Genomic DNA, 23,512 nt, shown 5'->3' with positions numbered 1-23,512 from the left:
CGCAATAACATAATTAGATTTTTTGAGGGTTTACAGATGCAGGATTCCATCCAGGGTCCATTACTGCGCAGTGGTCATAATTCTGCGTTTAAGGCGCTCGGTGAGACCGGTTTCCCTGTCTACCGTATGGCCATTCAATTACGGGAGACCATCCGTCGTCTGGATACGGGGCAGGAGCTTGCACGCCATTTGGCCATTCCGCAAAACCATCAAGGGGGGGATAAAACCGATTGGTACAGTAGTTTTGCGGGAGATGTGATCCCATGGAGCAGTGCTACGGAGTCTGAGCGAGCGGCTGCTTATTCGCAGCTTGAATCCTTCAAGTTAGCTGTGCTGGCACTGAGCGAGCAACTGCTGACCACTGATAACAAGGATAGGGGGGGTGATAAACGGGTCTTTGCAAGTTTGCTCAAACAGGTAGTCAATTTTCCGGATCAGGATTTTGTCTATCTGGTTGATGGGGTATTGGTAATCACGTTTTGGGGGTTTGTGCACGATAACGACGAACAACGTGACCCGATGCACTGGCTAAAGCCTGTGAGCCCGAGCTTGACTACGCCGGGAGTAGCCGCGAGTGCCCCCGTCGCAGAGCTTGCACCTGCGTGTGAGATAGTGCCAACAACAGGCGCGGTGCCGGCAATCCCCATGTATGCCCAGCCGGTAACACCGACAATCCAGAGCGCGAGTTGGTGGAGTCGCTGGCGTTGGAGCTGGTTGCTCTGGCCGCTGTTGTTGCTGGCTCTGTTGGCATTATTGCTGTTTGGTTTGCGATCCTGTGCCCCCAGCTTTTCGCTGCCTGGCGTATCATCGATGGGCTTGCCAATACTCAGGGATAGTGCAGTAGCTGTTCCCGCATCAGGGCAAGCGCTGCCCGCTGCGCATGGTCCTGCTGATGTGGCAGCGACAGTACCTAGTCGAGCATCAGAGTCGCATACCACGGTGGACAGCGCCGCTTTAGCGTCAGACGATCCGCCTACGCCTCCACCAGCCCCCTTGGCTAGCGGTGAGGAGCCTGTGTCAGCAAGCTCCCCGCAAGCTTCGATGCCTAGCGCAGCTGCAGACCTAGAGCCGCCCACATTACCGCCAGCAAGTCCCCCTAGCACTGATGTCGCACATCAGGTATCTCAAGGTAAGGAGCTGACGATACCGCCGACCATTGCCAATGGACCCGCCCAGTTTTTAGACGGTGACTGGAAAGTTAACGGGGGTATTCAGGACACCCAGACCGGCAAGCCTTTGCAACTGCAATACAGCTTCAAAGAGGGTAAAGGTCAAGTTAGCTTGCGCCAGTCCAATGGGGTTGTGTGTCGGGGCGCGGCTAGCGGCGTAATTACAGACGGCCAATTGAGTATTAATAATCTGGGGCAAGCGCGGTGTGCAGATGGATCCAGCTATATGATCCCTCAAATCGAATGTAAGCCAGGAACGGACAATGGTACCGATTGTGTGGGCCGCAATGAGGGTGAGCAGCAGTTCCCCATTAAGATGCGCCAGCAAAATCCCTAAGGGCAGGAAGAGATAATCATGTTGCCAGAAATAAAATCATTTGATCGTCAGGTCACCCTGGTGGGTGATTCCGGAATCCAGTTTATGGATTTCGGTCTGACGCTGGGGCGCGAGCAGGCAGGTGAGTTTGTTGAGCTGGCCAACGGCGTGCTCACTCGTCTGCTGTACAACGAAGAGAAGGATTTCCATTTCTTCCAGCCAGGGCCCGACGCCATCGAAAAGGCGCGCGCGAAGTATGATATCGCACTCAAGAGCAGCCTCGAGTTGCTAGACGGGACCTGGCTACCGCTGCCGCTGTTCCGGTTTAATTCTCCCCATTTCTACAACGAGGGACCCATCAACTGGGCACGTTTTCGGTTGGTCAAACTGCAAGAGCCGGACTTGGATGGTCATACCCATCGTCTGACTCTGGCTTTTGATACCCGGATCATGGCCAAGTTGCACGGCTCAGCTGATCTGGGGCCCAATCAAGAAGATGTCAGTGCAGGGGCCACCTTCCAACTTGCCACCTCGACCTATGCCCTTGGTTGGTATTTGACCCAGCCTTGGCTAAAAGAGTGGCTGCTTGAGGTCTTTAATGATGCAAGCCAAGGACGTGATAGAGAGGAACGGGATAGCGAGATACAGCAACAATACCCAGTTGCACATTACCTTAATCTGCTCTCCTTGTTGGCGAAGCCGGTCGCTGATCAGCAAAGCAAAGAGCCGCCAAGGGTCGAGATCCCGCAATTTCGGATCATCGCTAACGGCGAGACCAATGCCATCAAGCCGATCCCGGTAGATCTGGTACTCGATGTGGGTAACTCTCGTACCTGCGGCATTTTGATTGAGGATCATGGTCAGTCCGGTTCTGGCCTGATGCACAACTATGTGTTGCAACTGCGGGATCTAAACGCCCCTGAACAGGTATATAGCCAGCCTTTCGAGAGTCGCATCGAATTTTCTCAGGCCTTCTTTGGCAAGGATCACTGCTCGGTTCGCAGTGGTCGCCATGATGCGTTTCAATGGCCGACCATCGCCCGGATCGGCAACGAGGCGGGTCGCTTGGCCAGCCGCCGTCGCGGCAGTGAAGGTTCAACGGGTCTTTCTAGTCCAAAGCGCTACCTGTGGGATGAAAAATTTTATGGTCAGGGCTGGCGCTTCAACTCGGCGTATCAGCAGCATGATACCCATGCGCTGGCAACGGCGGCCCCTTTTGCAAACCTTATCAATGAAAAAGGGGAAGCGCTGCACACCATAGAGGATGAGATGGATCGCATCCCGGTGTTTACACCCCGCTACTCGCGCAGCGCCCTGATGACCTTTATGCTGGCAGAGGTATTGACCCAGGCGCTGACCCAGATCAACAGCCCGGCGCAACGCACTCGCCAGGGGCATTCCGGTATTCCGCGTCAGTTGCGCAACATCATTCTCACCGTGCCGCCCGGCATGCCGATGGCCGAACGTTGTATTCTTGATGAGCGGATGCACCAGGCTGTGGGGTTGGTGTGGAAGGCGCTGCGCTGGCATCAGGGGGAACAGGATCCTTATCGTCGTCAGGAAGATGGGGAGGTGCGGGATCACCTCCAAGTGCCGCTGCCCCGGGTCCGGGTGGAATGGGACGAGGCTTCCTGTGCTCAGCTGGTCTACCTCTATACCGAGATAAACCAGAACTTCGCCGGTCATCCGGAGGAGTTTTTTGCCGCGTTGGGCCGTCCCGATAGAAAGGATCGGGAAAGTATTACTCTTGCTTCCATCGATATTGGCGGCGGTACCACGGATCTGGTGATCACCGATTATGCCCTCGATCGTAGCGGGCAACAGGGGGCCGGAGTCAATGCCCATATCGTGCCACAGCAGCGCTTTCGGGACAGCTTCAAGATAGCGGGGGACGATGTCCTGCTCGATGTTATCCAGCTGTGGGTACTGCCCGCGCTGGAGAGCGCGTTCAAGTTGTGCGGTGTTGGTTCGGTTGATACCCTGATGTCGCAGCTTTGTGGCGCTAATAATGTGAGTGCGGCGGAAGCGGTGCTGCGCCAGCAGCTCAACTTGCAGGTATTTGTTCCGATAGCCCTTGCTTTACTCGGCCGGTATGAACATTACGATCCGCAAGGCCTGGGCGCGAACATGAGTGAGAGCCTGCGTTATGGCGACTTGGTGCCAGCCAATAACATCAGTGCGGCGGTCGAGGCGTTTGTACAGCGGGAGGTGCAAAAAGCGGGTGGCGGCAGTGACTTCACGCTGCGCGAGGTGCCCATTACCTTCAATTTGGCGCGCGTGCATCAGGCGTTGCTGTCGGGTCGTTTCAACATCTGCAAGGTGTTGGCCGCATTGTGTGAGGTGATGGCCCATTACCATTGCGACATGCTACTGCTAACCGGGCGCCCCTCCTTGCTACCGGGTATTCAGGCCTTCATTCGGACGTGTCTGCCATTACCACCAGGACGCATTTTACCGTTACATGGTTATCACACCGGCACGTGGTATCCGTTCCACAAGAATGGTCAAATTGATGATCCGAAGAGCACCGCTTCGGTGGGGGCCATGATCACCTTGTTGTGTGCCAATCACCGTATTCCTAACTTCCATTTTCGCACTGCAGCGCTCAAGCCTTACTCCACCATTCGCCATATGGGGATCATCGATCTGCAAAATATCATCCGCGATCACGATGTGACCTACCGCGACATTCAGTCGTATGAGGGCCAGATCAGATTGCCCAGGGTGGGGAGTGAAGAGACGGATACCCCAGTCTGGATCATGCGCGGTGATTTGCGCTTGGGCTATCGTCAGCTCGATGCTGAACGCTGGACTGCGGCCCCCTTCTATACCTTGCATTTCAGTGATGAGGGGCGAGCCAAGTATACTCAGGCCAAGTCCTTGGATGGCAGTTCACCCTATCTGGAGGTCAAGTTGGCCATCGGCAAGGATAACCGTGCCAGGGCATTGGGGCTTATCAGTGACAAGCTGATCGTCAGCGAGGTGAGCAGTAATACCGACAAAACATTCAATAAACGGGATCTCGAGCTGGAGCTCAACACCATGCCAGATGCCGGACTCATTGATAGCAGACACTGGTTGGATAGCGGGAGTGTAAAACAACAATGAAGCCTCAACAGGAGATCTTAAGTCAGGGCTGGGCGACCATCGAGCACAGTGCCCTGGATGCACTTGGCTGGGTCGATGCCGTGCGCCATGACTCCCACCGTCTCGATAATGAGGCGGATAAGCTTAACCTCAGTTTGCATCGGGCTCGCAATATGGCCTGCAGCCTCAAGCGGGTGGCCGGTACGCCCATGACGGTGGGTTTTTTTGGCATTTCCCAAGCGGGTAAATCCTATCTGATCTCAGCCTTGGCCGCTGGCGGTAATGGTGCGCTGGAGGGGTGTTATGGGGCGCGTCAGGTTGACTTTATCAAAGAGGTTAACCCAGTGGGCGGCGGCAAAGAGGCTACCGGTTTGGTCACTAGGTTTACCCGTGCCAAGAGCGCTGCGCCGGCGAATTACCCGGTGCCCTTGCAACTGTTTAGCGAGATCGATTTGGCCAAGATCTTGGCCAACACCTGGTTCAACGATTTTGACCATGAGCGACTGAGCTATCAGCTTGATGAGACTTGTATCGCAGCGCGGCTGCAGCCATTTGAACAGTGCCCTATCACCCCGGTGGCCAACAACGGCGTCAGCCGTGATGATGTGGTGGCCTTGTGGGACTATTTGAACGGCAGTTTTAAAAAGTCGGTGGAAAAGCTTGAACATAGCTACTGGCCGCGGGTATTGCAACTGGCCCCCACGCTGACGCCCGTTGAGCGGGCCGAGTTGTTCTCCCTGTTGTGGGGTGAACAAGCGGAGCTCACCGAGCTCTATTGCAATCTGGCGAGCAGCCTTGCCCGGCTGGGCCACGCCAAGACTGTCTATGCTCCTCTGGATTGTCTGCTGAATCAAGGTAATGGCAGTGTCAGCATTATGAACGTGGATAGCCTCGGCTTGCTGGGGTCAGCCAAGGACAGAACCGTCGAGATCTGTTACTTGGACGCTGATGGTCGGCACTCACCGGCCTCGATTGCCCAGGCCCAGCTGGCAGCCCTGACCACCGAGTTGATCTTTCCGATGATCGAGGGGCCTGCGCAGAGTTTGGTGGAGCAGGTGGATTTGCTTGATTTCCCCGGCTACCGCGGTCGTCTTGCGATTAGCAAACTGGAAGAGGCCGCCAGCGCAGGCGGTAGTCCGATTTCTCAGCTGTTGCTGCGTGGCAAGGTCGCGTATCTGTTCGAGCGTTATACCGACAATCAGGAGATGAATGCCTTGGTGGTGTGTGCCAGCGCCGCCAAACAGAGTGACGTGACCAGTGTGGGGCCCGTGCTGACTCGCTGGGTCGAAAAGACCCAGGGCAAGAGTGCCAGTGAGCGACAGAGTCGTAAACCGGGTCTGTTTTGGGCGCTGACCATGTTCGATAAGCGGATTCAGGATGGACTTGGGTTTACGCCGAACCAGCTCAAGGAGGGGGCGGATGGCTTGATGCAACAAACCCTGCTGGAGCGTTTTGGCCAGTATGACTGGATCCAGGAATGGACACCTGGACATCCATTTAACAACTGTTTCTTGGTGCGCAAACCCGGCATGCCGGTCCCTTTTTTGAGCATGGAAGGTGAAAGAGAAGTGGCTGTTGCACCTCAATATGCTGAGATGTTGCAACAGATGGCGAGCTCTTTTGCGGCAGGAAAAGGTGTGGCACAACATGTTGCTGATCCCCACGCAGCATGGACCGCCATGATGTCGCTCAACGATGGTGGTATGGCCCGGCTTGGACACGCGCTGAGGGGCGTGGCAAATCTTGAATTCAAACTTGATCGACTCCAGCAGCAACTGGATGCCAAGCGCAAAGAGCTGGCGGAGCACCTGCTGGGGCGTTGGTATGAACAAGATGGTGATGGGCAGTTGGCGAAAAAGCGGGAGATAGCTAATCAGCTTTGGAATGGGCTGGGTGCTCGAGTTGGCTCTCTGGGTGAGCTGATCGGTCAATTGGAACTGCCCGCAGCAGAACTGGGCAATATCTACCTCAGCATCCGCGAGGATGCCCCCAAGGATGAGGGGGGGGACGCAGCCACTATCTCGCCTTATGGCAGTAGCCCTGCCAACCCATTTGGGCAGATGCCCTTTGGTGCCAGTCCCTTTGGTAACAGCCCATTTGCGAGCACGTCTTGCGATCAGGCAGATATCGCCGTGGCGGAGACCGCCATCAAGGCTAAAGAGCGGGTAGGCCAGGATGATGGTTTCGCCCGTGAGGTATTCAAGGCTTGGGTCGCACATTTGCGTGATCTGTCCACTCAAAAAAACCTGGCGGCTCAACTCGGTATCGAGAGCGAATTGATCGATTTGCTCACCGAAGAGGTGATCACGGCCGCTAACCGTTTAGATCTGGAGGGGACGTTGAAGCGAGCCCTGGCGGGGCAGGAGCAGGCGGGGGTACGGCGAGAACAACAGCTGGCACGGCAAGTGATGAAGGCGCAGTTCACCTTGCGTGACTTTGTGGCCTGGTTTGGTTATTTGGCCATGCCACCCGAGAAGGTGCCACACAGCTATACGGGCGCTAAGGGCAAGCTATTTGCCCGTGGCGCAGAAATAGGCCAGAACGCGTTGCCTTGTCTGCCTGCGATGCCGCTCAATCCTGCCATGGCATATTTGGGGGACTGGCTCTCTTCCCTGGTTCTGATCACCCAAGATAACGCGGGTCATAGTGCCACGCGGGATATTTCTCACGATCAGAATCAGCGTTTGGGCCAAATCATCCATCAATTAAAACAAGAGTAAGCACCATGCTAGCCAAAATAATTGCAACCGACCCCGCCGTGCCGGGTGAAGCCCAACTACTGATCCGGTTGCGGGGCATTGCCGAACTGGTCGAGGGGCTCGAATTTTCTCTACTCAATAATCAACAGAACTATTTGCAAGAGGGGGGGCAGTGGAGCCCTGCACCCCACTGGTTCGGTATCCGCGGCGGTTATCCGCTACAAAGCGGCAGTGGTTTTCGGGTGGGGGCTGCGATCGTGGATCCCTTACTGGCCAACGCCAGCCCCACGCAGATCAACGTCAAGCTGGCTTCTGGTGAAATCCGTCATACCACGTTGCAAATGGCGCGCGAGGCGCTATTTCCCTCCAGCGCCCGAGGAGAAGTGGGTGAATATGGTGGTAGCAGCGTCATTCACTCACCCGTGGTTGATGTGTCCCCAGTGCCAGAACCTGCTCCCATCGAGCAGCCGGTTGAGATTGAATTGCTAACCTTCAGTGCCGAACCTGAGGTCGAACCAGAACCAGTACTGGTGGTGACCCCCTCACCGGTAGCCACTACGGCTGCGCCTAAATCGAAGATGCCGCTGATCCTGGGTGGGGTGGTGCTGTTGCTGCTGATTGGCGCCCTTATCTTCTGGTTTAGTCGCTCAGCAGCGGTACCCGTGGCCGATCCTATTGCTGAAACGGCTGCCGAACCGGTGGCGGCAGAACCCGTGGTTAATGAAGCCAGCGGCGAGGCACCGGAGGATGGTTGCAGTGCGGCTAACTTGGCAACGAATAGCGAATTGGAGTTTGTACAGGCCTGTATTGCACAGCAGCCGCCAACCGATACCTTATTGGCAGTGATCCAGCGTGCCAAGTCTGCTCAACAGTGTGGTGTAGCGCAGCGTCTTTATGCCAACCGTGCACAGGGGGGGGATAGTAAGGTGGCCTTGGCCTATGCCCGTGAATATGATCCCAAGTTTCACCAGCCGAACGACTGTTTCAAAGAGGCTGACAACGCCACGGCCGCTTATTGGTATGACACGGTACTGCAGGTTGAACCCGACAATGACGAGGCCAAACAGCGCTATGAGGAGTTAAGCAAGTGATGGCAACAACCAGGTTATTGCGTTACTCGACAACACTCCTGCTGCTGTTGGGGAGCGCAGGTGTGGCGGCGACCGAGACGACATCGGGGCCTCGCCCGTTGTTACAGGAAGGGAAAAAAAGCCTCTATCAGCGAGTTTTGACCACCCCTGGCTGCGAACTGGTGGCCGAGGCAGGTCAGACATCTGGGGTGCTGCAACCCGCCTTCAGCAGCTTCTATGTCTATGAGCAGGTCAATGCCAAGGGGGCAGGTTGGGTCAAGGTCGGTCCCGATAGCTATGGTCAAAGCATCGGTTGGCTACCCAAGTCGTGTACCGTGGATTGGAAGATGCAGTTGACTCTGGCGTTTACCAATCCGGCTAACCGGGATCGCCTGCTCTTTTTCAAGGAGCGAGATCAACTCAACCAGATCCTGGAAGCGGCAGATCCGGTCGCCAAGGTGGCTCCGCTGCGCGCTGCGCTGAAGAAGCAGGGCAATGCTGGCGGGGTGCTGGCGCAAGAACCCGAGTACTTTGTTGATCTGCAGCAACAGTTCTATCTGTTACCCATCCTCAGTGGTGAGGAGGTCATGACCGAGGATGGTTTCTACACCCGTTTGCTCAATGTAGCCTCGGTTAGCAAGGCCGATGCGGCCAGTGTTGAACCCAGTGCCAAGGTAAGCCAGCTCAAGGAGTTCAATGCCGCTGTGGTGTTTGTGGTGGATTCAACCATCTCGATGGGGCCTTATATCGAGCGTACCCGCGAGGCCGTGCGTAAGGTCTATGAACGGATCAACAAGGAAAATCTGGGTCAGCAGGTAAAATTTGGCATGATCTCCTTTCGTTCCAACGCCAAGGCGGTGCCAGGTCTGGAGTACACCACCCGCATGTATGCCGATCCTAATGAAATCAAAGACGGTGCCGACTTTTTGAAAAAAGTGGCCGACCTCAAACAGGCGACTGTGTCGAGCAAGCTGTTCAATGAGGATGCGTATGCAGGAGTGATGCAGGCGATAGATCAGGTCGACTGGAGCCATTTTGGAGCCCGTTATGTGGTGCTGATCACCGATGCAGGTGCGATAGAGGGGGATAACAAGCTATCTACAACAGGATTGGATGCCAAGCAAATCCGCTTGGAAGCTGCCAACCCTGGTGTGGCAATATATACCCTGCACCTGAAAACGGCGGCGGGCAAGAAAGATCACGCCAAAGCTGCGAGCCAATATCAGGAGTTATCGACTTACAGTGGTACCAATACCTCGCTTTACTATCCGGTGAATGCTGGCGATGTGAACGAGTTTGGTGGCAAGGTTGATGCATTGGCGACCGCCATCACCGAGCAGGTAAAAGCCTCCTATTTTGGCGAACCTGCCATCGGCAGTGCCAGTAACGCCAAGGAGGATGATTCGCTCACCCCGGAGCAAAAATTGCTGCAAGATACCGCGCTAATCGGTCATGCCATGCAGCTTTCCTACCTCGGCAAGAAGAGCGGAACGCAGGCTCCCTTGGTGTTCGAGGCCTGGATCAGCGACCGGGATCTGATCAAGCAGAATCTCCCGACCACCGAGGTCAGGGTGTTGCTCACCAAGGGCCAGCTTAGTGATCTTAGCGATGTGGTGAAACAGATTTTGGATGCGGCTAATGAAGGAATGATCTCACCGGCCAAGATGTTCGAGCGCTTGCGCTCGGTAGCTGCGACCATGGGGGCTGATCCCAATCAGCTCAAGCAGTTGGATAACACCAGCATCACGGATCTGGGGATGATGGGGGAATACCTTGCCGATCTGCCTTATCGCAGTGATGTGCTCAATCTGGATGAGGAGACCTGGAAGAGTTGGGATGGGTTGGCACAGGAGAAGTTTATCCGCACCCTAGCGATCAAGTTGCGCCATTACCAGCGATACAATGCGGATGTCAGTCGCTGGGTGGCGCTGGCCAAGGATAGCGATCCCCGTGATCATGTCTATCCGGTACCTCTGGAAATGATGCCCTGATGCTTTGTATCGAAACGATGAGCATAGTGCGGGGCAGCGGTGAACTGGCCCACAGGGTCTGTTTGCCCTCACTGAACTTGCCTCTGGGGCAGGTAGTCGCAGTGACAGGGGAAAGTGGCTGCGGCAAGAGTACCCTGCTTGAGGTGATAGGGCTCTTACTCACCCCCAACCGTGTAGGCCGATTCGAGATGGACTTTACTGACTCTACCCCAGCTGTGGTCGATATTGCCCGTTTACTGGCGAACAACGATCAACCCGCATTAGCCGCTATTCGCGCAGCCAAAATAGGCTTTATGTTGCAAAGTGGCGGCTTGCTGCCCTTTTTGACGGTGAGAGACAATATCCGCTTGCCCTGCCAACTGCTAGGCATCGCAGAAGATGAACGGTTACTCACGCGGTCCGTCCAGACCCTCAAGTTAGCTGAATTGCTGCACAAGAAACCGGCACAGCTTTCTATCGGGGAGCGCCAGCGAGTTGCTTTTGTACGGGCGATAGCGCATCGACCTAAGCTGCTACTGGCCGATGAGCCTACGGCGTCGCTTGATCCCCATACTGCTAGGTTGCTTTTTGCGCTCTTTATCGAGTTAGTTCAAGAGTGGGGCATCGCGGCGCTGGTGGCCTCCCATGATTGGGGGCTGGTCAAGACGTTTGGCTTGCCCTGTCTCAAAGCTAATTTGACGCGGGGAGAAACTCATTTTGCGCTCTCCTAATCGCGGACTACTGCTGCGCTTGGCCATGCAGGATCTTTGGCATGATCGCTCGGTATCGTTTTGTATTATCTCCTCGCTGGTGGCCGTCATCGCCCCTTTACTCCTGATGTTTGGGCTGCGTTATGGGGTAGTAAGCCAGTTGCAGCAGGAGCTTGCGAGAGATCCACGTAATCTGGAGATCCGCATGGTGAGCAGTGGCCACTATTCAGCAGAATGGATCGCTGCCCTGCAGCAAAAATCGGAGGTAGGTTTTGCCATCGGCCAAACCCGATCTCTCAATACTCAAGCCGATTTGCTGAAAGATATGAGCCATTTCATTGAAAATGCAGAGGTGATCCCGACCGATTTTGGTGACCCGCTGCTTGGGGCATTGCAGTTGGGGGGGGAGGATGAGGTGATCCTCAGTGCTGAGGCTTCGCGCCGCTTGGCCGTTCGTGAGGGTGATACTATCCGCTTGCGCGTCATGCGCCAGCTAGATACTCGGCGCGAATGGGGAGAGCGAACCCTGACCGTGGGGGCGATTCTGGCACCCACTTATTTCAACCGTCCCGCCCTGTTCGTGCAGCAGCCCTTGCTCTTGGCGCTGGAGTCATTTCGTGATGGCTATCGTATCCCTATGCTGGGGATCAGCACAGGTCAGCCGTTAACGGGTAAACCCCCGATGTTTGCCCGCGCCCGCCTTTATGCAAACAGCATTGACCAGGTGGCGGCGCTTGATCTTTGGCTCAAGCAGCAACGCATCGAGACAGTGAGCCGGCTGGCAGAGATCGAGAACATAAAGAGTATCAACAGGGTACTTAGCCTCATCTTCAACGTCATCGCTGGCACCGCGCTGATCGGCTGTATTGCCTCCTTGATCGGCGCTTTCCTCGCGAACGTGGATCGCAAACGCAAGCACATTGCAGTATTGCGCCTACTCGGTTTCACCAGCCCGGCGGTGGGCCTCTACATCATCTTTCAGGGGGTGATCCTGACGCTGCTTGCCTATGGGGGCGGCATTTTGCTCTATCTGAGCGGCAGTGCATTGTTTAATCGGACGCTGGCTAGCAGCCAGAGTACCGAACAGATGATCTGCCGGATCACCCCATTTCATAGCTTATTGGCCCTAATTCTGGCCCTGACAGTGGCCATTCTGGTGACCATGATTGGCGCGCGACGAGCCATTGCCATTCAACCTGCGGAGAGTCTGCGTGAACTCTAAGAAGACCTTATCCCGGCTCATCGTCATGGGATGTGCCCTGTCCAGCGGTAGTACATTTGCTGAGCCATGGCCAGAGAAACATTACAATCCCAAACCCGATGCAGAAGATGTGATCCTGCCGATGCCATGCGAGGGATCCATGGCCTTTCGGCGAGTGCAGGTGCCAGTCAGCGGCCCGCTGGAAGACTTACCCATTCAGGTAGGTCAAGACGGCGGCGACTGGGGCTTTGTCGAGCACACTCATCCTGCTTTCATTGCCGGTAGTTTCACTCAGTCAGCTAAGGAGCAGGGCCGCTATTACCTGATGGCTAAATATGAGCTGAGCCAGCTGCAATATCAGGCACTTACCGCAGATACCTGCCCTACACCATCGAAGAAGCTTAGCCTGCCGGCGAGCGGCATAAGCTGGTTTGATGGGGTCGCGGCAACCGATAAATACAATCTTTGGTTGCGACAGCATGCCGCTGACCTGATCCCTAAAGAAGATGGTAAAGCGGGGTTTGTACGCTTGCCGACCGAAATCGAGTGGGAATTTGCCGCTCGTGGCGGGCTCAAGGTCAACAGCGCTGAGTTTCGTGATATTCGTTATCCAATGAATGACCTTAAAGAGCATGAATGGTTTGCCGGGGCTCAGTCAGCCAATGGTCGTTTGCAACTAGTGGGGCTGCTTGCTCCTAACCCGTTGGGCTTGCACGACATGTTGGGCAACGTGGACGAGATGATGTTTGAACCTTTCTACCTCAACAAGCTCGATCGTCAGCATGGTCAGGCAGGTGGTTATGTGGTACGAGGTGGAAATTACCTTACCGAGCAGGCCGCCTTGCGCAGTGCGGCCCGCAAAGAGGTGAGTTACTACGATGACGATCGTCACTTTACCAGCAAGAGTACCGGACTACGACTGGTGCTAGTTTCTCCCACCATGACCTCGACCAAGCGGGTCAAGAGCATCGAGAGCAGCTGGCGGCAACTGGGAGCAAACAAACCGGCAGGGGAGGCCAGTGATAAGAAGGATGCGGTCAGCGAGCTGAACACACTGGCCTCCGGGGTTGACGATAAGGCGCTCAAGCAGAAACTGAAAAACCTGGAAGGCCAGCTCAGGGCTAGCAACCAAAAGCAGCAGGAAGAGCGTGCACAGTCGATTCGCGCCAGCCTTAACCTCGGTGCCTTTCTTTGCACCAAGTTACAAGATGATGGCAAATTCTTGGATTTTCTTAGCTCCAACTATGAGCTGCTCTGCAGTGATAAAGCAGATCAAAACTGCGCAGCTCGCAAGACCAAACTGGATGAGCAAAAAGAACGACTGAGCCAGCTTACGGGCTATTACGCCAGTGGTTTGGTTGAGTCTGCATCCATGTATGGTGAGGGCCCAATTAAAGAGCAAGTATCAGTTTTTAATCAAATGCTGACAATTAACAAAAAGCTGAATGGACTTAGACCATTTCTTGCAACTCATTGGGCAAGCCAGCAGCGTTATCTGCAAAATGGAAAAATTGATGCGGCGATGTGGTTGGAAAACTGTAAGAAGTCTCAGTGATTTAATGGAGTTTAAAAAAACTGAGCCTATTTGACCAATGGTGAGGTTATGTTCTGAATTCCAATATCTATGAGTCTCTATGCGAAGGGGCTATCACGCCCCTAACTTTTTCAGGATATCCCGCTCTTCTTGGGTGTGTTTTAGCTGCGCCCGTAGCTTCAGTTTCACTTTTGGCTTCCAGTAAATCGCGGGTATGCTGCTCGCTATTATCCGGTTTAATGGACCTCAACCATTTATAGAGACTGTGTGCAGAAACATCCGGCCGGTCAGATATTTCTGCCACTGAATAACCACGTTCAGTGATCTGACGTACCGCTTCCTCTTTAAATTCAGGTGTAAATCGCGGTGTGCCCATACGCTCCTCCTATGCTCAAACTCTAGGGCAGAATCGTCTATTGGGATGGGGTCAGTCTAGGGTAATCAGCTGAGACATGTCTCAGTTACTATTTTCGTCCATCTGATGCATACGGCTGAGGGTGTCGAGAACAACAAGGCGATATCCATCTACCTTATGCACCAGAGCCTGAAAACAGTCCGGATTCATGAGATCTCAACTCACACCCATCATCGGTTCCAATGCGAGGTTTGTGGCAATAGAGGCCCTCGCTTTGGGCGATAGATGTTTGCCAAGCGCATGGACGCGATGACTAAGCACTGCAGCCGGATCTTCACCAGCCATATAGATTACTCGGCCCGAACGGGTCGGGCGTAGTTGCAACAGATCGCCATCAGACTCTTTGCAAGCCACAGCCATTGCGGCCTGCAATGCCCACAAACTTTTACCTGTTGCTCCTGGTGCGATCAGTGCTCCCACGGTACCGGCCAAAAATCCAGACCATATGAAGTCAAGAGCCGGCGGCTCCTGTTCAAACGCAGCTAGTAGGTCAAGAGCCATGGCTTACCTCTTAGCGTTTGAATTCTGTGACTTTTGTCGTGCTAGCTGCTCGGCTTTGGTTGGCCGGCCATGCCGAGGCATATCTGCCGATTTAACAGCTCGGTCATCCAAACTTTGGCTAATGACATGTTCAGCAAGCCAAAGCTCAACATCTTCAGCACGCCAGAGCAAACGCTTGGTTCCTGGTAAACGGCAGATAGGGGGAAGTGAACAAGGGTTGCGAGTCGCGTCACTACGGATGCTAGCAACGGATTTATGCAGACAGAGAGCCAATTGCTCAACAGTCAAAAGCACCACGCTGGAGGTGGTAACATAGAGGTTTGTTTCATGGTCATAACCCATCAAGGCGGCAAGGGTCATCCAATAGCTGTGCCGGTTAGCTAATCGGTAATTGACCTGAGCGGCACCGTACCCAGCCTTGAGGGTATAAAGAATTAGTGCCTGTCGTCCGATGTTACGTGACGAAACGAAATGAAGTCTACCAGCAGTGTTTTGCTATGTCATGCACTGGCAAGCGCCATTCGCCGCTATGAGGCCAGTGTGGCATGCCACAATTTTGCCACACTGGACAAGCTAAATGCTGCATTCCAACGCTCAGTAACGCATCAAATTGCAACAACCAACCCACAGTTTTAGTTGATAAAATCTGGTGCCGGTAAGAGGAGTCGAACCCCCGACCTTCGCATTACGAAGCCCTGTTTTTGCAATCCAATGCAGTCCAGTTTCGTCCGATTTTCTGCGTGTAAGATGTTGATGTTTATATTGTTTGTCGATCGAGCTCATCCAATGTTGTCCGATGCGATTTGCCCCTATACAATGCTTTTTAAGTACGCGAGCAAGTACGCGAGAATGGCATGATCAAGACAGATAGAGAGTGTAGCTCCTTGGCGCCCCCAGAAGGAAAGCTCCGGGTTGTGATGGCTGTTTCCAGTGGAGGCAATAAGGGACTCTGTTTGGAGGCTAGAGCTGGGGCCGCGTCCAAAAGCTGGTTGTATCGCTACTACATTGCGCAGAAACAGCACAAGATGACTCTCGGTAGTTATCCATCAATGGGGTTGGCGCAAGCCAGAGAAGCCCATTCTCAAGCTGCGCTTCTGGTTAAACAGGGTATTGACCCTCGCCAGGTGGTGGCTGATACCAAGAAAAAGAATGAGCAAATGCTGATCCTGGATGAGCTGTTCGAGCAATGGCTAACCCATAAATCCACGGTTAAACGCCGTAATGGCGTACAAACCGAGATCAGTCCTAGAACGGCATCAGATTATCGTCGTATCTACCAGGCTCATTTGGAAAAAGCTCTTGGTAAACAGCGGGTCTGTGATATCTCCATGGCGGTCTTGCATCGCCATTACCAGAAACTGCAAAGAGTAAGCCTGGAAGGGTTGCGTAAAGCGATGGGGATCATGAACCAGGTGATGGAGGAGGCCATGCGACGCCAGTTGGTGGAGATGAGCCCAACTCTGGCCCTCAAGCCCAAGATTTATAATGCAACTCCTAACCCGCCGAGAGAGCGATGGCTGCCGATTGGGGAGCTACAAGCCTTGTGGTCAGCTCTGGAGGAGGGCGTTACAGGAGGCGGTGCCTTGGCTGCTGGGGGGCGCGGTGTTGCCGCCAGTACCGTTCTTTCTGGCAGTGTTGCCAATGCCATCAAGATGATTATCCTGACCGCCGTTCGACGGGGTGAAGTGATATCGATGCAGTGGGCACATCTGGATGGCGATCGCTGGACTATCCCCGAGACCAAGAGTGGACGTCCTCATGTGGTGACGCTGTCTCCCTTGGCCCAAGCCATTATTGAGGAGCAGAGGATGATCTGTTCACCAATCAGCCCCTACGTATTTGAATCGAGCACGAAGCTTGGTCATTCCATCACTGGGGATGCGTTAATGCGAGCGCTTGACCGGCTACAAAAGCGAAAAATGGCTGAATTTGAATCCTTCAGTGTGCATGACCTTCGGCGCAGCGTTGCCAACTGTTGTGGTATTGAGCTGGGTGCTGGTCCGCTCGAAATCGAACATATGTTAAATCACCAGATCAGCGATAAGTTGCTGAGGACCTACCAAGCTGGGGCTCTGCGTAATCCTGAAAAGTTACGAGCGCTGTTTTTACGTTGGGGAGAGTTTGTGGCGCAAAATATTGCGGCTAATCCCAATGCGGTTGCTCAACATCCGTCAAATGTTGTGACAGTCCAGTTCGGGAAGCGATAGCCACCCGTATAGGTTCGAGGGGAAGTCATAGTGAACAAGTATTGGGTAGGCGGTGAGCAGACAGAGTACCAGCCCGGTTCGAATGAGCTGGTTCTTGCTAATCTGCTCGATATTGTTGATCCAGATGAAATCAATGATGTCGAGTTACTGCTTCTATCAAAGCTGTATGACGAAGTCCTGACCAGTCGTTTACCGATGGGGGCAATTCTTAGTTCAACGCTGATGGCGTGGCATAGACGCTGGCTGGGAAAGGTTTATAAGTGGGCAGGGGAACTTCGGACCGTCAATATGAGCAAAGGAGGGTTTAACTTTGCCGCAGCACCACGAATCCCCAAGCTGCTTAGCGAACTGGATGCTAACCAGATGTCACGATTGACACCTTGCTTTGGCATGAGTCGCGCTGAGCTCATTGCTGCGATTGCCGAGGTGCATGTTGAATTGATCCTGATCCACCCATTTCGGGAGGGGAATGGCCGCCTAGCTCGATTACTGGCTGATGTCATGGCGGTGCAGGCAGGGTATGAACCGCTGGATTACTCAGGCTGGGAACAACAAAAACAGAACTATATTGCCGCTATTCATGCCGGTTTAGCATGCGATTATCGCCCGATGCAGACGTTTGTGGATCTGGCGCTAGTTTAAGCGAGCTCAAGCGATTTGAACTTGGGGTTGGGTTGTTTGAGCTTCAGCTCCAACATGTTGATGGACTGGCCTGTTTCAATAGCGGTAGAGCTGGCAATTGCTCTGAGCAATCGCGCTTTGGTAGGCGCAGATGGTTTTACTTTTTGTTTGTTCATCGTGCTCTCCAGCATGCGTTGATTGCACAAAATCATATCATCGGAAGTCGTAAAATACAGCCCAACACAGCCTCTGAAACCCAGGCTGCAAAATCATCCGCTTGAGTTTACACCGATTCATGATCTTGAAGACAGCATGGTAAACGTCGCAATGAAACGATTAAACAGACGCAAGTTTAGAGCTGAGCTGCAAATCCATGGCTAGGGCTCAGTTGATAGATAAATTTTGGTTCATCGCGTCTTTCCGGGGAAGGCGGCCTTGATTTTCAGGAAAAAGTATTCTGAGTCCCGAAACCCATAGGCCATGCGTTTTATCACCTTGATTCGATTATTCACCCCCTCCAACTGGCTGGTGTGCATTGGAAAGAGGGCGCTCGCTAAGATGCCTCGGATGTAACGCCGGAGGTTTCTGGCAAAATCCTTCAAGGGTGCCAGACCACTTTCCCTGGCGTGCCGCGTCCAGCCCCTCCACCGTCGCCAGCCTTCCCGGATGTCGGGGGCGTACCAAATTTCCTTCAAGGCATCCTTGAGTACATAGGCTGTGGCCAAGGGCTGATTGGCGGCCAGTAGTTCCTGCAATTGCACCTCTTGCCCTTCCTTGAGGTTCTCCCGATTGCGCAGCAGCAGCCAACGCGCTTGCTTGACCACCTTGCGAGCTGGCTTGTCATGCTGCAATGCGTTGGCCTGATCCACCCGGATACGGTCTATCACCTTCCGACCGTAGCCCGCCACGACATGGAACAAGTCATAAACCACCTCGGCTTGCGGACAGTGCTCTTTCACCTCCAGATCGAAGGCGGAGTTCATGTCCATGGCAACGGCTTCAATCTGTTGGCATTGTTCGCCCAACAGCTTGAAAAAGGGGCGAATGGCCTCCCGGCTATTACCGTGGCCCACCCACAACACACGAGTCCGTTCAGCATCCATGATCACAGTGGCATAACGATGGCCTTTATGCAGGGCGAACTCGTCCATCACCAGCCGTCGCACAGCGCCAGGTTCAAAGGTGCCAACACTGGCTTGGAGTCGGCGTATGTCGATGGTCTTGATGGTATGCCAATGCAGTCCGGTGAGCAGGTTGACATGGTAATCCCCCCATTTTTAGGGGCATTCAAAAGTAGAGGTCATGCGGCCTGTGCCAGACGCTGTTTCGGCGTGTAGCCACCCAGCGCCATATTGGGCCGCTCATGGTTATAAACCCACAGCCAGTTCGTGGCAAACTCCTGTAGTTCATTCAGTGACTCAAACAGGTAATGGCCCAGCCAGTCGTAGCGCACCGTGCGGTTAAACCGTTCGATGTAGGCATTCTGCTGCGGATTTCCTGGCTGGATATAGCCCAGGGTTATCCCCTCCTGTTTCGCCCATCGCTTGAGCTCTTCGCTGATGTATTCCGGGCCATTGTCACATCGGATAATGGCGGGCTTACCTCGCCACGTGATCACCTGCTCCAGCGCCCGTTTGACTCGTGAGGCGGGTAAGGAGAAATCCACCTCGATGCACAGCGCTTCACGATTGAAGTCATCGATCACATTAAACAGCCGCACCGAGCGGCCATCGCTGAGCTGGTCATGCATAAAGTCCATCGACCAGCACTGATTAGGCTGGTCGGGAACCGCCAACGGCTCTGGCTTAGCCCGAACCAACCGTTTCCTGGGTTTTATCCGCAGATTGAGCTCCAGCGCCCGATAGATCCGGTATACCCGTTTGTGATTCCAGCCAAAGCCTTGGACGTTGCGCAGGTACAAAAAGCATAACCCGAAGCCCCAGTTGCGCTGGCTGGCCGTGATACGTAGCAGCCAATCGGCAATTTCCTGGTTTTCATCGACCAGCACGGGCTGATAGCGATAGCAGCTTTCACTGACCTTGAAGATCCGGCAAGCCAGACGGATGGATATGGCGTAGTGAGTCACGGCTTTGGTCGCCATCTCCCGGCGGGCAGATGGCGTTACCACTTTTTTGCCATGGCCTCGGTGATGATCTCTGCCTTGAGGCGCTCCTCGGCGTACATCTTCTTGAGGCGGCGGTTTTCGTCCTCCAGCTCCTTGAGTCGAGCCATGAGGGAGGCATCCATCCCCCCGAATTTGGAACGCCACTTGTAGAAGGTGGTCGTGCTTATGCCATGCTCGCGGCAGAGCTCCGGGACGGGAGCTCCAGCCTCAGCTTGTTTGAGGATGGCGATGATCTGGGTATCGCTAAAGCGTGATGTTTTCATGTAGAACCTCCTGCGTTCAAGGTACGGGAAAATTCTACTTATGAGCACCCTGGTTTTTCGGGGGGATTACCACATGACTGATGGGCATCAACTCAAGCAAGGCCTCAACCCAGCTCTGCAATCGTTGTGTGATGCGTGAACTGGGAGGCAACCACGCGATATGTTCAGACACCCGGCCGCAGTGCAGGCAGTCAACGCGACGGATGGGGACTTGCAGGCGAACCCGCAGTTCAAACAGATCGCGGTCACGGACTAGGCGGGTGCGACGATCGTGGACCAATGGGCAGGGCTGATGACACTTGCCACAAAGAGGCAGGTGGTTAGAACGAGGTTCAAGAGCGAAAGTAATTTGTGTGGCACAGCGGCTATGGACAGAAACGTCGTAGCCTGGCCAGAACGAGGCAAAATTAATATCATGCATAGTGACAGCAGGGTGAAGGAACCGGTTTGTTTGGCGACTACCAGTTTACCCGATCCCTGTCTGTCAACTTACCTTTCCCCACGCTTGCGCGAAGAACCTAAATTTTTGGTATGGTGCGTTATCTACCGTTGATGGAATCAGTCAGAGGCTGGCATGAAAAAACCGTCTATTACCTTTGCCCTGACTCATCGGATGGCCAGCCAAGTTTGCAACATTGCCGAGTTGGTCGGATCATTGCAACTGCACACGGTCGGTCGGCAGATCGTCTCGCCTGATTCCGATGGTCATATCCGCAGCATCCAATCGCTCCTGACACTTGAGCATACAACGCTGGAGTCTGAGCAAATCCGATCGATGTGTCAGGGGATATCGTTACCTGAACTAGAGCGGGTGAGTCAGCTTGTGCGTAACCTTGCGATGTTATTCAGCCAATTGCCGACCATAGATACCACGTCTGTCGATGGGCTGCTTTCAGCTCACGCTCATCTGTCGGCAGGGATCAGTCAGGCACCTGGAGAGTTCAGACGTTCCAATGAGGTCTCCAATAATGGCTCATTGCAGTGCCAAGTTCCTAGCTATCATGATGTATCGACTCGGATGTATCGGTTGTTTTCCTGGTTTCAGGAATCAAAGATTCATCCCCTGATCGCCTCCTGTGTGGTCCATTTCGAGATCCGACGGTTATCTCCCTTCCTTGAGGGCAACGAAATTCTCGCGTTGCTTTGGCAAAAACAGGTGCTGGGTCTGTGGTATCCGAATTTGGCTTATTTGCCTCTCGAATCAATGTTATGCGCTGACATTCCCGGATATGAACGTGAATTGAACAAGGCTATCTTGCGAAAGGATGACGCCAGCTTTGTTGAGTTCTTGTTGGATGCCATCTTCGAAGCATTAACAACGTGGAGAACTCAGCTGCAGCAGGGCTCACCGTCGGATATGCTGGTAGAAACGCGGGTAAAAACGCAGGTTGAAACGAGTGTGAAAACTCCAGTTAAACGGCGCACAAACACGCAGGAGAAGGTTTTGCAGTTATTGAACGCGGCTCCCAATCTCACGCTGAAGGAAGTGGCTGAGCAGCTTGGAGTCGCTAAATCCACGGTTGAGCGAGCAGTCTCCGACATGAAGAAGGCCAACAAGCTGAGTTTCAACGGTCCACGTAAAAATGGCTGCTGGGAAGTGTTGCCGGATTAAGTTCTCCTGTGTTGCTGATATGGATCTGCGTTCGATCCTTATCACTCAATTGATAAACGATAGGAATGCCGATGTCGCCGAGGGCGATGGCCATCTCTTGCGCCAGTTGCAGTCCACTGGTATCAATTTTCTCCCAAGGGATCTTTTCGCCTAGGAATTCACAGTGTTCAATCCAGTCGGCAACTTTCAAAAGACCCCATTCGATCTCAGTAATCCTTTCAATATTGGGATGTTCTTCAAACACCAAAGTTAACCGAGTTACCCCACCATCTTCATCAAAGACGTATTCGCCACCATAGTCGGGCATGATCCGGATCAGCTGGGGCATGTAGTCGTCCATTTCTTCCTCGACTTGTTGAGTGGTTCAGCATCGAATGCCATATTTTCGTCGTGCAATGAAGCACTGGCGGTTACGGCAGCAACCGGAAGAAGTGGGTGGGTCCACCGGTGCTCCGCAAATGCGGCAGCGGCGGACGCAGTTCCCCTTACTTACTGTCTCACCCGACAACGGCGCCCATTCTTGATTGGAGCCGTAGGGGCGGTGCTCCAGGTCATGGTAGGCCAGCTGTAAGCGGGTTTTGGCTTGTAATACTTGCTCTGCCTGTTGTGCTTGCAGTATTGGATACTGCTGTAATCGAGCCTGCCGTTCATTGTGTTGTTGCTGGCGCTTCTCTTCTTCTTGCTGCTGGCGTTGTTTCACCCGCTCCTGATAGCGTGGATGGTAAAGCCAGCTCAGCGCTTTGGTCTCGGTTTGAACAATGCTGATCAGCTTGGCGACATATTCGTTGTTGTGACCGCCCTGTAGCTGCTCGGCAATCGCTCTGTAGTTGAGCTGCAATAGTCCGATTTTTGGCTTTGCTGTGGTGAACTCCTCCAACCAAAGCGGTGGCGTGTTTTGTCCGGCGGCAGGCAGGTAGAGACCCACTCGGTAGTCATCGTTTTGCGGCGTTCTATAGATGAAATGCGGGCTTTGATTACCCTGTGACAAGTCGAGATCGAATGTCAGTGCCACATTTTCTCGTCCGCGAATGATGGTCTCCTTTCCCCACAAAAAAACCGGCGTACTGATCGACTGGATCTGTCCTAACGTCTCCAGCAGCATTAAGCGAATGCTGGTTTCAAGCGCAAACTCACACAACTCTGCACTGCTATCGTGATGAGCAAAATGGTGCTCGTTAACGTCTCCCTTCCTTGCCTGCAGCCGCGCATCGCAGCTGGGGCAACGACATGTGCGTAATCGCACTTGCTTGACCATCCAGTCGCATTGAGTTTGACCACTTAATCGCATTAACCTGACCAATGTGTAACGTACCGCTGTATCTTTTGCTTTTGGAGGCGTACTGAGAACCCCCAAGATGAGGTTTATCGGCAGCAACATGGGAACTGACTACTAATAGCAAGTGAATGCTGAATTTGGCCAATGAGTTGCATAAAGTCATAGGGCTGGGTTACCCACAACGCAACGGTGCAACGACCCAATGAGCCATGACGTCATCCGCATTCGCAACATGAAGTGATCCCGAGGACAGATTTTTTCTGTATTCCTCTCATCTCACCCAATCTTGGTATTGTGCGCGTTTGATTCTTTTAGCCTTTCGCAGCGCGATATTTCTCTTCAGTGGAGAAAGATGATCGATAAATAGCACACCATTCAGATGATCAATCTCGTGTTGTAAGGCAATAGCCAGAAAGCCATCAGCCTCTAGCTGAATGCTTCTACTCTCTCGATCTAACGCGGAAACCGTTATTGCGGAATAACGCTCCACATCGGCGTAGTAATCAGGAATGGAAAGGCACCCCTCAGTTCCACAAACCATCTCCTCACTGGTTGTCGTGATGTGCGGATTTAGCAAAATCAGTGGTTGGTCCCGCGTTTCTGAATAGTCGATGACGATGATGGCTTCCTGTCGCCCGACTGCATATTCCGGCCGATCATGAACACCGATTCTGGTTCAACGTGAACACCATTTCCGGACCAACGTGAACGCTCATTCCGGTTCAACCTGAACACT

General features: G+C 53.7%; 18 protein-coding genes and 2 pseudogenes. 11 read left to right on the top strand and 9 right to left on the bottom strand.

Annotated features, from left to right (window positions below; genetic code table 11):
• Positions 1-36 precede the first annotated feature (36 nt).
• The 8 genes from C2U40_RS14940 to C2U40_RS14905 are packed head-to-tail and all read left to right on the top strand — an operon-like array spanning position 37 to position 13,777.
• Complete coding sequence (locus tag C2U40_RS14940) at positions 37-1,506, top strand: SrfA family protein (RefSeq protein ID WP_103828678.1); 1,470 nt, start codon at positions 37-39, stop codon at positions 1,504-1,506.
• Positions 1,507-1,524: 18 nt separating this feature from the next.
• Positions 1,525-4,593 carry a virulence factor SrfB gene (locus C2U40_RS14935; RefSeq protein WP_103828677.1) on the top strand — a complete coding sequence of 1,023 codons (3,069 nt, stop codon included), beginning with the start codon at positions 1,525-1,527 and terminating at the stop codon, positions 4,591-4,593.
• Complete coding sequence (locus C2U40_RS14930) at positions 4,590-7,292, top strand: putative virulence factor (protein ID WP_103828676.1); 2,703 nt, start codon at positions 4,590-4,592, stop codon at positions 7,290-7,292. The genes C2U40_RS14935 and C2U40_RS14930 overlap by 4 nt, the downstream gene beginning before the upstream one ends.
• Before the next feature lie 5 nt (positions 7,293-7,297).
• Positions 7,298-8,362, top strand: a complete 1,065-nt coding sequence (locus C2U40_RS14925; RefSeq protein ID WP_103828675.1) for a hypothetical protein — start codon at positions 7,298-7,300, stop codon at positions 8,360-8,362.
• Complete coding sequence (locus tag C2U40_RS14920) at positions 8,362-10,332, top strand: vWA domain-containing protein (RefSeq protein WP_181014917.1); 1,971 nt, start codon at positions 8,362-8,364, stop codon at positions 10,330-10,332. Before C2U40_RS14925 ends, C2U40_RS14920 begins: the two co-directional genes overlap by 1 nt.
• Positions 10,332-11,042 (top strand): ABC transporter ATP-binding protein, encoded by a 711-nt coding sequence (locus C2U40_RS14915; protein WP_103828673.1) that lies wholly within the window; start codon positions 10,332-10,334, stop codon positions 11,040-11,042. Before C2U40_RS14920 ends, C2U40_RS14915 begins: the two co-directional genes overlap by 1 nt.
• Before the next feature lie 25 nt (positions 11,043-11,067).
• The gene (locus C2U40_RS14910) at positions 11,068-12,243 is read left to right on the top strand and encodes an ABC transporter permease (RefSeq protein ID WP_103828672.1); all 1,176 of its coding nucleotides are present in this window, start codon (positions 11,068-11,070) and stop codon (positions 12,241-12,243) included.
• Positions 12,233-13,777 carry a formylglycine-generating enzyme family protein gene (locus C2U40_RS14905; RefSeq protein WP_103828671.1) on the top strand — a complete coding sequence of 515 codons (1,545 nt, stop codon included), beginning with the start codon at positions 12,233-12,235 and terminating at the stop codon, positions 13,775-13,777. The genes C2U40_RS14910 and C2U40_RS14905 overlap by 11 nt, the downstream gene beginning before the upstream one ends.
• A 105-nt stretch (positions 13,778-13,882) precedes the next feature.
• Here the strand turns inward: C2U40_RS14905 and C2U40_RS14900 are convergent.
• Together C2U40_RS14900 and C2U40_RS14890 are read right to left on the bottom strand one after the other, a co-directional pair.
• Positions 13,883-14,132, bottom strand: a pseudogene (locus C2U40_RS14900) (transposase); the annotation flags it as partial.
• A gap of 195 nt (positions 14,133-14,327) precedes the next feature.
• Entirely contained in the window at positions 14,328-14,672 is a 345-nt protein-coding gene (locus C2U40_RS14890; protein ID WP_103828670.1) for an AAA family ATPase, read from the bottom strand.
• A gap of 854 nt (positions 14,673-15,526) precedes the next feature.
• Here C2U40_RS14890 and C2U40_RS14880 point away from each other — a divergent pair.
• Entirely contained in the window at positions 15,527-16,879 is a 1,353-nt protein-coding gene (locus tag C2U40_RS14880) for a tyrosine-type recombinase/integrase (RefSeq protein ID WP_103828669.1), read from the top strand.
• A gap of 30 nt (positions 16,880-16,909) precedes the next feature.
• Positions 16,910-17,521: a Fic/DOC family protein gene (locus C2U40_RS14875; RefSeq protein ID WP_103828668.1), complete on the top strand. Its 612-nt coding sequence runs from the start codon at positions 16,910-16,912 to the stop codon at positions 17,519-17,521.
• Here the strand turns inward: C2U40_RS14875 and C2U40_RS26550 are convergent.
• From C2U40_RS26550 to C2U40_RS27010, 4 genes and pseudogenes are all read right to left on the bottom strand, one after another.
• Positions 17,518-17,676: a hypothetical protein gene (locus C2U40_RS26550; protein WP_181014913.1), complete on the bottom strand. Its 159-nt coding sequence runs from the start codon at positions 17,674-17,676 to the stop codon at positions 17,518-17,520. The genes C2U40_RS14875 and C2U40_RS26550 overlap by 4 nt on opposite strands.
• A 231-nt stretch (positions 17,677-17,907) precedes the next feature.
• Positions 17,908-18,762 (bottom strand): annotated as a pseudogene (locus C2U40_RS14870) (ISL3 family transposase); the annotation flags it as partial.
• A 38-nt stretch (positions 18,763-18,800) separates the two neighbouring features.
• A protein-coding gene (locus C2U40_RS14865) for an IS3-like element ISKpn10 family transposase (RefSeq protein WP_099368947.1) occupies positions 18,801-19,888 on the bottom strand; the annotation gives its coding sequence in 2 pieces (ribosomal slippage) (positions 18,801-19,636 and positions 19,636-19,888; 1,089 coding nt in all).
• Between the two features lie 34 nt (positions 19,889-19,922).
• The gene (locus tag C2U40_RS27010; protein WP_146054417.1) at positions 19,923-20,309 is read right to left on the bottom strand and encodes a transposase family protein; all 387 of its coding nucleotides are present in this window, start codon (positions 20,307-20,309) and stop codon (positions 19,923-19,925) included.
• Between the two features lie 153 nt (positions 20,310-20,462).
• Between C2U40_RS27010 and C2U40_RS14860 the strand changes: the two genes are divergently transcribed.
• Positions 20,463-21,500 carry a Fic family protein gene (locus tag C2U40_RS14860; protein WP_103829332.1) on the top strand — a complete coding sequence of 346 codons (1,038 nt, stop codon included), beginning with the start codon at positions 20,463-20,465 and terminating at the stop codon, positions 21,498-21,500.
• On the opposite strand, the gene C2U40_RS14855 is transcribed toward C2U40_RS14860, so the two are convergent.
• The 3 genes from C2U40_RS14855 to def form a co-directional block, all read right to left on the bottom strand.
• Positions 21,454-21,840, bottom strand: coding sequence for a hypothetical protein (locus C2U40_RS14855; protein WP_103851002.1), 387 nt, complete (start codon positions 21,838-21,840; stop codon positions 21,454-21,456). The genes C2U40_RS14860 and C2U40_RS14855 overlap by 47 nt on opposite strands.
• A gap of 24 nt (positions 21,841-21,864) precedes the next feature.
• Positions 21,865-22,878, bottom strand: a complete 1,014-nt coding sequence (locus C2U40_RS14850) for a competence protein CoiA family protein (protein WP_158656445.1) — start codon at positions 22,876-22,878, stop codon at positions 21,865-21,867.
• Positions 22,879-23,047: 169 nt separating this feature from the next.
• Positions 23,048-23,356: a peptide deformylase gene (gene def / locus C2U40_RS14845; RefSeq protein WP_324828705.1), complete on the bottom strand. Its 309-nt coding sequence runs from the start codon at positions 23,354-23,356 to the stop codon at positions 23,048-23,050.
• Between the last annotated feature and the right edge of the window lie 156 nt (positions 23,357-23,512).

The organism is Aeromonas sp. ASNIH4, assembly GCF_002934425.1.
Taxonomy (GTDB): domain Bacteria; phylum Pseudomonadota; class Gammaproteobacteria; order Enterobacterales; family Aeromonadaceae; genus Aeromonas; species Aeromonas hydrophila.
Note: the sequence above shows the minus strand (reverse complement) of the source record. Positions and strands in the feature narration are given on the sequence as shown.

Excerpts from the sequence above, each read along its gene's own strand:
- C2U40_RS14935 (WP_103828677.1), top strand. The coding sequence starts at position 1,525 with ATGTTGCCAGAAATAAAATCATTTGATCGTCAGGTCACCCTGGTGGGT.
- C2U40_RS14880 (WP_103828669.1), top strand. The coding sequence starts at position 15,527 with ATGATCAAGACAGATAGAGAGTGTAGCTCCTTGGCGCCCCCAGAAGGA.
- C2U40_RS14855 (WP_103851002.1), bottom strand. The coding sequence starts at position 21,840 with ATGGACGACTACATGCCCCAGCTGATCCGGATCATGCCCGACTATGGT.
- C2U40_RS14890 (WP_103828670.1), bottom strand. The coding sequence starts at position 14,672 with ATGGCTCTTGACCTACTAGCTGCGTTTGAACAGGAGCCGCCGGCTCTT.
- C2U40_RS14940 (WP_103828678.1), top strand. The coding sequence starts at position 37 with ATGCAGGATTCCATCCAGGGTCCATTACTGCGCAGTGGTCATAATTCT.
- C2U40_RS27010 (WP_146054417.1), bottom strand. The coding sequence starts at position 20,309 with ATGCATGATATTAATTTTGCCTCGTTCTGGCCAGGCTACGACGTTTCT.
- C2U40_RS14860 (WP_103829332.1), top strand. The coding sequence starts at position 20,463 with ATGAAAAAACCGTCTATTACCTTTGCCCTGACTCATCGGATGGCCAGC.
- C2U40_RS14920 (WP_181014917.1), top strand. The coding sequence starts at position 8,362 with ATGGCAACAACCAGGTTATTGCGTTACTCGACAACACTCCTGCTGCTG.
- C2U40_RS14910 (WP_103828672.1), top strand. The coding sequence starts at position 11,068 with ATGCAGGATCTTTGGCATGATCGCTCGGTATCGTTTTGTATTATCTCC.
- C2U40_RS26550 (WP_181014913.1), bottom strand. The coding sequence starts at position 17,676 with ATGAACAAACAAAAAGTAAAACCATCTGCGCCTACCAAAGCGCGATTG.
- C2U40_RS14925 (WP_103828675.1), top strand. The coding sequence starts at position 7,298 with ATGCTAGCCAAAATAATTGCAACCGACCCCGCCGTGCCGGGTGAAGCC.
- C2U40_RS14850 (WP_158656445.1), bottom strand. The coding sequence starts at position 22,878 with ATGTTGCTGCCGATAAACCTCATCTTGGGGGTTCTCAGTACGCCTCCA.
- C2U40_RS14930 (WP_103828676.1), top strand. The coding sequence starts at position 4,590 with ATGAAGCCTCAACAGGAGATCTTAAGTCAGGGCTGGGCGACCATCGAG.
- C2U40_RS14915 (WP_103828673.1), top strand. The coding sequence starts at position 10,332 with ATGCTTTGTATCGAAACGATGAGCATAGTGCGGGGCAGCGGTGAACTG.